The sequence below is a fragment of the Bradyrhizobium sp. LB11.1 genome (genome assembly GCF_040549385.1).
GTDB lineage: Bacteria > Pseudomonadota > Alphaproteobacteria > Rhizobiales > Xanthobacteraceae > Bradyrhizobium.
Genome location: NZ_JBEPTH010000042.1, coordinates 1 through 10,037, shown reverse-complemented (window position 1 = coordinate 10,037; position 10,037 = coordinate 1). Strand labels below are relative to the sequence as shown.

Sequence of the window (10,037 nt, the reverse complement as noted above, 5' to 3'; positions counted from 1 at the left end):
CGCGCGCCAGGGAATGGCCAGGACGGGATGACAGATGGCAAGTCTGGGGCGTCCTGGCGATGCCGGACAGGGAAGCGCCGGCCTTGGGCGATCGCTGCGCCGCGTCCAGCACCACTCAGAGCAGGAGCGCATGGTGGAAGGCGCCGCAATATGACACCTGACTCACAAGGATTTCAGGAAGGCCATGAGATCCTTGTCCTCCTTCCATGAGCGAGCGGGTCGCGGCTGACCGACCTCGCAAAGAGCTACGGCGTTGGCTTTCAGCGTGAGGTCTATTTCGGCATAGATGTTGGTGGTGCTGATCGAGACATGGCCGAGCCAAGCGCGGATGGTATTGATGTCGACGCCGGCGAGAACCAAGTGGCAGGCGGTTGTATGTCGGATCACATGCGGGGTTATCGTTCTGTCCGCCAGTTCCGGCACCCGGGCCGCGCATCGCTCGATGAGCCGGTAGACTCCAAAGCGGGTGAACGGCGTGCCTAACCTGCTGACGAACACGGCGTCCTCGGCCGCGCGGCCGCTGATCTCATCAGTGAGAACCCGTTCGGTCTCCGGCCACAGTGGGCACTGGCGTATCTTGCCGCCTTTTCCGTGCAGTGTGGCGAGATCGTGCCCGCCGCTGCGGCGCCCGATTTGCAAATCCCGCACTTTCAGATGCGTGGCCTCGGATACCCGCGCGCCGGTATTGTAAAGGAAGAGCAGCAGCGCGTATTCGCTGCGGCCCCGCTTGGTCCTGCGGTCGGGCACGGCGAGAATGGCTTCCATTTCTGTCCTGGTCAGCCATCCGACCGGTGTCGGCATGGACTTCTTCGACGCGATGGCCCGGATATGGCCGCACCATTCGACATGAGCCGGATCCCGGCTGCCGACGAAGCGGGCAAATGCACGGATCGCCGCAAGCCGCTGATTGCGAGTTCGGGTCGAACAGCCGCGATCTTCCTCGAGATGCGCGAGGAACTGCAGCACCAGCCTGGAGGTGAGATCGCGCACGGCCAGCCGGTCCACCGGCTTGCGCAGCTTGCGGCTGACGAACGGCACGAGCAGGCTGAAGGTGTCACGATAGCTCGTGCGAGTATTCCGAGCCAGATTGCGTTCGGTGACGATATGTTCGACCAGGAAGCGCCGGAGCCATGGGCCGAGCGTTACAAGTTCAGGCATTTTCACCCCCGTCCGCATAGCGCGCAAAACGCAGCGCCGCCTGCCGCAGAAGCTCCGGCGTCATCGACAGATAGACCTTCGTGCCCTCCAGATCGGAATGGCCGAGATAGCTTGAAAGAACCGGCAGCAGCCGTTGCACGTCCGCCCCCTGACGATACCAGGCGGTCAGGCTGTGGACCGCGAAACTGTGACGGAGATCGTGCAAACGCGGGATCTGTCGCCCGCCTGCCGCGCCATGGACCCCTGCGATACGCCGCAGCGCGTCGAATGCTTCCTGAACCGTGCTGCTGGCGAGCCGCGTGCCGTCCCGGTTCGCGAGAAGGAAGGAAGTCTCGCCCTGCACAAGCCCGCGGCGCCGCCGCAGAGGCATATAGCTCGCCAGCACCGTTGCAAGCTGTGGTCCGATCGGAATCAGACGGCTCTTGTAGAACTTCGTGGCGCGTATGGTCAGAACATCTTCCGCCAGATCGACGTCCGCCAGTGTGAGTCCGGTCCCTTCGCTGAAGCGCAACCCGGCGCCGTATAACAAGAGAAGCAAAGTCCGGAATGTCGCCGCATCTAATTGAACCGCGCCCCGCCGGCTGATCTCCACATTCGCGGGATCAAGGAGCCGTCGCAACTCGTCGCGCGAGTAGATGTAAGGCGGCGTCCGGACAGGCGATTTCGGTTCGTTGTCCGGCAGCGGCGAGCAGCTGGCATGGCCGCGACTGATCGCATGGCGCCAGAAGCCGGCAAGGGCGTAATACTTATTCTCGCGATGACGGGTCAGCGGTCCTTTACCCGCCAGAAAGGCCACAACTTGCGCCAGGGTGACTGCACCGCAGGCTGCATCCCCATCTGCGTATCCAAGGAATTGCCGCAGGAGGTTCGCCGCAGTCGTGAACTTCGCACCATGGGCTCGCCGCCAGACGATGTATTGCTCGATTGCTTCGTGCAGTGTCATGATAGCCCCTCCAGATCGAGGGTCGCCACTTCACGAAGCGCGGCGAGATTGACCTTGGCGTAGATCGCGGTGGAGGACGGGTCGCGGTGCCCAAGCAAATCGCCGATGACCTTCATCGACATGCCTTGGTCCAGAAGATGCTGGGCCGCTGCATGCCGCAGTGCATGCGTTCCCCGCTTCCCGGCGATGATGCCGAGGCTCGCCAAGCGGTCTTTGACAATTTTTCCCAAAGCGCGCCGGTCGAGCGGCCGGATTGGCGCGCGCATTGTGAAGAAGAGCGCACGACCGAAGCCAGACGGCCGGACTTCACGGATGTAGCGGAGAATGGCGTCTCCTACCCCTTGGGATAAGGGATAGGTGTTGGTTCGGCCCGGCTTGGGACAGCGGACCCGGAGTATCTCATTCTTCCAGCTGAGATCATCCAGGCGCAAGCCGCCGACCTCACCGGCTCGCAGGCCGTAAGCGATGAACAGCATCAGAATCGCGCGATCGCGCTTATCAACCGGCCGGTCGCCTTCCGTGGTGGCCAAAAGGCGCTGGACATCTACCCGTTTCAGCCCCTTCGGCACACCCTCGTCCCGCATGAAACGTGGAGGCATGATGCCGTTGGCCACACCCCGCACGCACCAGCCGCGCGTCTCGGCAAAGCGAAAGAACGCGCGAAGGCGCTGGGCGTAATCGTGCATCGTTCGACGATTCCAGGCTCCCCGCTTGTGCTCTGCTGTAATGACATCATCGATGTCGGTCATCCGGACGGCGCTCAGGGGAACACCCTTTCCAGCCAACCGGAAGAAGAAGTGATCGGTGGCACGGCAGTAGTCCTGTATGGTCGCTGTGGAAAGGCCGCGCTCTTGGCGCAGCCACTTCTCGAAGATCGCAACCTTTGCGTGATGCGGATGGCGCTCACGTTCGGGTTCGTCGAGCCACCCCAAGAGGCGCAGCCATCGGACCGCGTGAGTGACAAACCGCGCTTTCGCTTTGGATGACGCTGACCGATCGCACCTGCGTCCCTTCGGCTGCGACCAGATCGCAGTCGCGGCCTCGATCTGCGAAAGGCGCACTCTGCTGCCTTCTTTCAGGTTCAGAAGGCGCACCAGGCTCAATTGGTCGTTGGCGCATTTCCGCAAGGTCGGTCGTTCGGCACCTGTCTCTCTGAGATGAACGAGATATCGCTCCCGCTGCTCAACAAGTGGCGCTGCTCGATATCGCTCAGCGGTTCGGGGAAAGAAGATCTCTTCAAACATGATCGTGTCTCCATGTCGATGGAAACGCGATCTTGCCGACAGCTTCCCGTCGGGAGATTACGTTGACCGACGGCTATCCCCGCCATCCACACCAAATGACCGTGCTGCCTAGTGCGCAGAGGTTTTGACGAGTTGGCGGAACAACATTGCTGCGTCCCACGTCTGGGCATGGTGAGAGTCAGTCTGTTTTCGATGGACCGCGTGGGGCCACGGGCCTGCGCGACGACTACGTGATTTGATGGAAAGTGTACCTCAGATAGCTGCCGACTTGCCGCGGCGCACAGGTCGGCAGCCCCGGGCCAGCAACCGACATCATTGGCGCATTGGATACGGTCAACTCACTTTACGAAGAACCATTCTTTTCATGTCGGCAAGGAGGCGGTAGCCCTCCGCCAGCTGCAACAGGTTCTCCCTTTCCGATCCGTGCGGTAAGCGAGCAGCATCTTCATGCAGAGCTTTCGCTAGTTCGTCGCACTGGCCGATGGTCAAGTGTTCCTCGTGCATCACGGCCCTCCGGCAATCGATTGAGTCGTTTCCGACCAATGCTGGCCCGAGGCGATTCCCGGATGGTTTGTTGTCCCGCTGGGAGCAGCCTGTCACACTCATGTCACCTGAAGCTATGCAAATGCGGCAAGCTCTTCCAAATTCTCATATTCCTGCCGTTTCTGCATAGTGCTCGCCGGATTTGTTCTCAATTATAGGCATGTTTTCCGACGCGCGATCCGCGAGCCAAACAAGCTTGGTGGAGATTGGAAAGTGGCTTGGAGCAAAGTTCTCAGTTTCAGCGATCCGTTTCCGTATCAGACGAGCGTTCGTGCCGCCGATATGAAAATATTTCCCACTGTGAAGGGAGAGTTTCGAGGCCAGGTGACGCAAATCGTAATGAACGAATTATGGATGCAGCGATTTCATGAAAATTTGCCACGTGTCCACAAAGGGACGGTAAGGCCCGGTCGCAAGATATTCAGTTTTCTCTCGCAAGTTCAGCCAGAGGTGTACCACTGTGGCAGGTTGTTAGCGCAAGGTGAACTAATCGCGGAGGACTACGAAGTACAACACGTAAGAACAATGGGGGATTTCCACCTCGGGTGTATTTCTCTTGCGCCGGAGGAACTTGTAAGGGCAAGCAAAGCGATAGCCGGTTGCGAATTTGACATAGAACGCACCAAACGTTCCATTCGGCCAAGCCCAGACCTCATGAGGCGATTATTGGAGCTACATGAGACGGCCGAACGCCTGGCCAAGACCACGCCCGAATTTTTCGAGCTTCCAGAAGTTGCTCGGGCATTTGAGCAGCAATCTATTCACGTGTTGATCAGATGTTTGACTGAAGGCATTGTCTCAACGACAAACAGCGGCGCTCTGCGCAAAGAATCCATCGTCGCCCGGTTCGAGGAGTTCCTGGAGGCGAACCCAAACTCACCGTTGTATCTGACTGAGGTTTGCGCAGCCGTCGGCGTAGCGGAACGAACCCTCCGTTTTGCCTGTGAAGAACACGTTGGAATGGGCCCTATCCGCTACCTCAACTTACGGAGAATGCACCTTGTCCGTCGTGCGCTGGTGCGAGCGCTTCCTTCCACGGTAACGGTAACCCGAATTGCCACCGACTATGGCTTCTGGGAGCTGGGGCGCTTCGCAGTCGCCTATCGAACTTTGTTTGGTGAGATGCCATCGGAGACGTTGAAAAGACCGCCAGATGATCAGCGGGACTTTCCTAATCGCCCGTTATTGCTCCAAAGGTCCGGTTGAGATCAGGACAAAATAGCTGTCACTTCGGTTATGGTGGTCTTAGCCGTGACGATCGATCTTGCTTCTCGACCACGCCACCGGACGGCCTTGGTTGCTAATGAAATACAGGATGCTGTACGCGACGATAGTCGAGTCGAGCAGAAACGGTAGAAGGTAGCCCCTTGCCCATGGCTGGCCAAAATTGCTGATGCACAAATAGACCATGAAGCCCTTCTCGACCGCGCTGAACAACATGGTCTCGAAGCGCAACCAGGGACGGAAGGCGGCGACCGCCATCAGCACTCCAATTCCAAAGACCATGATGCCCCAGTGCCGCAGGGCTGGCACGCTGGAAGGCGTATAGTCGACAAGGCCACCAAACATTGGCGTGAGGAAGTTGATGTCGATAGCGAACGGCAATGACAGGCCGGTAGCGATGCCGAACACGATGAGAAATGGTCTGATCGTGTTGATGATGAAGATATCCAGACCCTTCATTGGAACACCTTGCCGGTATTGCTCCGCCCGAATGGTTCTCGGCTTTCAGAAAGCGAACCAAGCTGCCGCGATCAGATGATCTCGGCTCGTGCCGATTTGATTGGGTTACCAAAAGGAGGACCAGCTCGAAGCAACCATCTGGTCCGAACCGCGGCTTCTAATCCGCCTGCATTCTGAGCTGCGTCGCCGGGTTATTTGCGTCAAGCGCAGGCACCGGATTTGCCGGATTTTGCAAGTTCGGCAAGAGATCGGTCGAGGCTCCGCCCGGGAATCGTTTGATGCTCGGATATTTGATGATCGATCTATTGAACTCCTGCAGTGGCAAGTCCAACAGGGATGCGGCCCAGCCGTTGTCCATACCCGCGTAACGGCCCGGCGAGGAAGTCGGGTTGCGCGTCGGGGTGGCGCCATTGAAGGTCATGTCGTATTTTTCGAACGGATCCATGGTCAAATTGTAGATCGAGGGGACCGCACCCATATTCAATTCCGGGCCCATCCAGGTATCTTTCGAGGTATAGACCATCTTCCACGCGATTCTTAGCCAAGGAGCATCTGGGTCGCCACCGATGTCCGCGCGAACGCCGTTGAAGTTCTCGCCGTCGATATAGATCCAGGAATCGCGCGCCGAATGTTCCGCCTTGCCCATCACGTAGGCGCTATTGTCGACACCGTCGAAATAGATTGGCTTGCCATTATTATCCATCGTCTCGCCCTTGGTCGGCGACTTGAGCCCGACCATCGCTGCGGTGGTGGGCCACACATCCATATGTGACATCATTTCGTGCAGAACGAGGCCCGCCGGAATCTTGCCCGGCGCCCACATGATGCCGGGAACGCGCCAACCGGCCTCGAACGGTGATCCTTTTTCGCCGCGGAATGGGTGGGTCCCGGCGTCGGGCCAAGCGTCCTGCCAAGCGCCGTTGTCGGCCGTGATGATGACGATCGTATCGGGTGCTTCGGCACGGATCGTGTCCATGATCCGGCCGACATCGGAGTCGAGCTCCATCATCGCGTCCGAATAATTGCCAAGGTGAGACTTGCCCACGAATGCCTTGCTCGGCCTGTTGGGCTGGTGCATTTTCATAAAGTTGATGTCCATGAAGAATGGCTTGCTGTCCTTGGCGTGCTGCTTGATGTAGTTGATCGCCGTTTCCGTCTGACGGACATCAAATTCCGAAAGGTTGTCTAGGGTGATCTCGTCGCCCTTCACCGCTGGTTTACCCGCCGTGCCTGACCACTCGTAAAGATTCACGGCTTTCTGATACATCGCCCAGTATTGCGGGTTGTATTTCGGGAACCATGGATGGGCGTCTGGTGAGGTGTCGCTGTAGGCGTAAACGCCCGGATAGTAGGCAGCGAAGTGTTGCATCTCGTCGAAGCCGTGCTCGATCGGATAGAACTCGGGCGCGTCACCAAGATGCCATTTGCCCGAGTAGAAGGTCGAATACCCGTTCTTCTGATAAAACTCGCCGATCGTCGGTGTCTCTTTCTTGAGACCATTGCGGTCGCTGGGAACGACCACGACCGACAATGCCGTGCGGATCGGAATGCGCCCTGTCATGAACGAAGCGCGACCTGCTGTGCAGCTGGCTTGTCCGTACCAGGATGTGAACACCGCGCCTTCCTTGGCGATTTGGTCGATATTCGGTGTCGGGTGACCAAGTGCCGCGCCGCCGCCTGTGTATGCGCCGAAATCGTTCCAACCAGTGTCGTCGGTCATCAGCATGACGATGTTGGACTTCTTTTGGGCGAATGCCGGCGCGGCTGCCAGAGTTACACCAGCAACTGATGCCAGCAACGCAAGCAAAATCTTTCGAGTCGCATTCATGATCATTTCCTTCGGCGTGGCGCAGCACATTCAGCAGCGCTGGTTTAATTCAGTCGCTTGAGAGAACTCTACGTGAGTGCTCTTGGCGTGTCCGGGCGACCTGCGGGAAGCCCGGCCGATGCCGGGGCCTTGAATTTCGTCAGAAGGTTTCAACTCGACTCGTTCAGTACCTTTGCACCATTCCCATGCGCGGCGGCTGCACCGGGGCGGCAACTCCGTAGATGACCGTGATGCCCGAACCTCCACCCCATGTCGAAGTGGGGCGAAGCGGGTCGGGTGCGGCGGCGCCGTTGAGGTCGTTCCAGTTGTTCGCCGCCCAAACGTCGCCTGCCGGGTCGATAGATACATCAGTCAGCATCTGGATGCTGCCGCCTTTGAAAACGTGAATGGCGTCGCCCATCTTCGTGCCTGCGGGATGACCCTTGGTATTATCTCCGGCCATCAGGACCACCCCACGGCCCCAGAAATTGCCAATCCAGACGTCGTCGTTGCCGTCGATATTCAAGCCCCACGGCACGCTGACCGCCTTGTTACCGGTGAAGCCGGTCGGAGCAGGTTGGGACCCATCGGGGCGGATCATATTGACAACGCCGGTCACCATGTTGGGGTTGGTTTCGAGGACCTTGAGCATGTGCCCTGCAGCGATTTTGAACTGCTCCATGATCGACGCGCCGTCTGGAATGACCGGCGGGGGAAAGTCGAGCGACATGTTACTCGCAACCCATACGTTGCCCTTCGAGTCGAGCGCGAGGGCACGAACGCCGATCCCGGCGCGGAATGACTCCGCCTTGGACGGATCGTCAGCGGGGAACCGCACAACCTTATCCGACTGGGAGTTGCTGACCCAAACGCGATTTTGGGCATCGATGACGATGTCGAAGGGAGACTTCAGTCCGGCGACTTTTACGATCCGGCCATCCTTCACCCGCCCGCCGGGGAAGTGCAGTAACTGATTGTCCGACCCATCGGCTATCCAGACGTCACCATTCGCGGCAACACCGACGCCCATCAGGCCAAGGAATTTCTCTTTGAACGGGAAGTCGCTCTCTGTACCAATGGGACGACCATTGAAATCCAATACGAGGATCTTCCCGTTGAAGCTCGTGAGCCAGACCTTGTCCTTGGTCACGGCGGTGCCCCAGCCGACACCATCAATGCCCATCCCGGTAAAGCCGGTGATCGGCGGCGAAAGAGCGGTTCCGTTGGGAGAGAGTTTGACCACGCCGCCGCCAATACTTTCGTTGACGCCCGACTGGGACCCGGCCATCCAGTTTTGTCCGCTCCAGAGATTGCCCTCGGCATCGAACATCAGCCGGCCGGCCGAATAAACGCCGCCGCCCGCGAAGCAAAGCGACAGGACGAAATCATCCGGCACGTAGGCCAGATACGGCACGAATGGAGCCTTTCGCCGAGCGCCGTCCTTCGGTTGTGGATATGCCTCGTCGAACAACGCGAAGAGTTCCTTTGGCTGAGCCCAGGGCTGGCGGGCAATACCGGCCATTGCATCGAGGGTGTTCTTCGGCGTCGTTCCGTCGGGAAGAGTTGCAGCCTTGAGCAAACGGGCGCGCCAATCGTCGTTGGCAACTGTGGCGAAGGCCGTGACGAGCGATCCGAGCGTATTCAAGTTTGCAAGCGTGGTCGTTTGGGTGCTGTTAAGTGGGTCCAAAAGCACTTTGCCCCACTGGCCCGTCGCGGGATCAACTAGGTTCGGGACGTTCCCGGCAGCGATCCGCAGGCCCAGCGGATTACCGGAAAGCGATTCCCCCTTGATGAATTGTGCGGCAGCGAACGCCGAGGCCACAGTGGTGAGTTCGTTGACCGTGACGGTTCTGGGCAGCGGATTGCCAAGCAACACCATCAGCGTGATGGCATTGTTAGGGACTTGGTTCGCGACGGCCCTCGGTGTGCCGCCTTTGGCAACTAGATACACGGTAGCATTGTTTCCGGCCGGAGCGCTGAGTGCAAAGCGACCATCGGCGCCGGTTTGCGCCTGAGCAAGCTGAGCAGGCGCATCTACACCCGCTGTCCAGAGAGTGACTGCCGCCCCGGCGATCGGCTCACCCGCTAACAGGACCTGACCTTCAAGCTGCTGCTGTGCGGACGCCGGTGCACCTGCGACCGTAATGGCAGCAGCAAGCGCGAGAATAACGAGCCAGATTTGTCGAGTGAGTTTCATGAGTCGTCTCCCTAATCTTCGTAGTCGTTCGCCGTCGAGCGCAGACGCCACAATTTCATCGCCCAGCTCCAAGAGGTAGCGTTGTTCAGCCGTGTTTGTGTCATCACCTAAATCAATGCCTCGTAGCGCAGGCAATTCGTGTAGATGCCCGGCTGCGTTCGCAGCGCTCGCAAGCGCCGCGTTAACACCGGGGAGTATTCACCGAGAATGGAGCAGGATCACTTTTCGGACTATGCATTTCCGGCAGACGAATAGATTTTCGTGCGGAGCGTTCATCAGGGCCCCCATGTCGGCTTGGGGTCAAGCGCTACCTTCCCAAATGCGCTAGCGCCACGGTCGTTGTATCTCAGATAGCTGCCAACTTACTGCACCGCGCGCCGCAACATACGACATAATCTGCCCAATTGCCGGCGGCGCCGGAGGCCGATCGGTCAAAGCGCCCCGGCCCCAGCGAAGAGCATA

General features: G+C 58.9%; 8 protein-coding genes. 1 reads left to right on the top strand and 7 read right to left on the bottom strand.

Annotation, left to right across the window (positions count from 1 at the left end; translation table 11 throughout):
• Nucleotides 1-162: 162 nt before the first annotated feature.
• The 4 genes from ABIA96_RS36275 to ABIA96_RS36260 all read right to left on the bottom strand — a co-directional run bounded on the left by ABIA96_RS36275 (nucleotide 163) and on the right by ABIA96_RS36260 (nucleotide 3,834).
• A complete protein-coding gene (locus tag ABIA96_RS36275; protein WP_354141684.1) occupies nucleotides 163-1,158 on the bottom strand; it encodes a tyrosine-type recombinase/integrase in 996 nt (331 codons plus the stop codon).
• On the bottom strand, nucleotides 1,151-2,101 hold the full coding sequence (locus ABIA96_RS36270; protein WP_354141683.1) for a tyrosine-type recombinase/integrase: 951 nt from the start codon (nucleotides 2,099-2,101) through the stop codon (nucleotides 1,151-1,153). The genes ABIA96_RS36275 and ABIA96_RS36270 overlap by 8 nt, the downstream gene beginning before the upstream one ends.
• A complete protein-coding gene (locus tag ABIA96_RS36265) occupies nucleotides 2,098-3,345 on the bottom strand; it encodes a tyrosine-type recombinase/integrase (RefSeq protein ID WP_354141682.1) in 1,248 nt (415 codons plus the stop codon). The genes ABIA96_RS36270 and ABIA96_RS36265 overlap by 4 nt, the downstream gene beginning before the upstream one ends.
• Before the next feature lie 333 nt (nucleotides 3,346-3,678).
• Nucleotides 3,679-3,834, bottom strand: a complete 156-nt coding sequence (locus tag ABIA96_RS36260; RefSeq protein WP_354141681.1) for a hypothetical protein — start codon at nucleotides 3,832-3,834, stop codon at nucleotides 3,679-3,681.
• Nucleotides 3,835-4,101: 267 nt separating this feature from the next.
• Between ABIA96_RS36260 and ABIA96_RS36255 the strand changes: the two genes are divergently transcribed.
• The gene (locus ABIA96_RS36255; RefSeq protein ID WP_354141680.1) at nucleotides 4,102-5,094 is read left to right on the top strand and encodes an AraC family transcriptional regulator; all 993 of its coding nucleotides are present in this window, start codon (nucleotides 4,102-4,104) and stop codon (nucleotides 5,092-5,094) included.
• Nucleotides 5,095-5,133: 39 nt separating this feature from the next.
• Here ABIA96_RS36255 and ABIA96_RS36250 read toward each other — a convergent pair whose 3' ends face one another.
• The 3 genes from ABIA96_RS36250 to ABIA96_RS36240 form a co-directional block, all read right to left on the bottom strand.
• A complete protein-coding gene (locus ABIA96_RS36250; protein ID WP_354141679.1) occupies nucleotides 5,134-5,571 on the bottom strand; it encodes a hypothetical protein in 438 nt (145 codons plus the stop codon).
• Nucleotides 5,572-5,728: 157 nt separating this feature from the next.
• A complete protein-coding gene (locus tag ABIA96_RS36245; RefSeq protein ID WP_354141678.1) occupies nucleotides 5,729-7,399 on the bottom strand; it encodes an arylsulfatase in 1,671 nt (556 codons plus the stop codon).
• A gap of 163 nt (nucleotides 7,400-7,562) precedes the next feature.
• A complete protein-coding gene (locus ABIA96_RS36240) occupies nucleotides 7,563-9,575 on the bottom strand; it encodes a hypothetical protein (protein WP_354141677.1) in 2,013 nt (670 codons plus the stop codon).
• Nucleotides 9,576-10,037 lie beyond the last annotated feature (462 nt).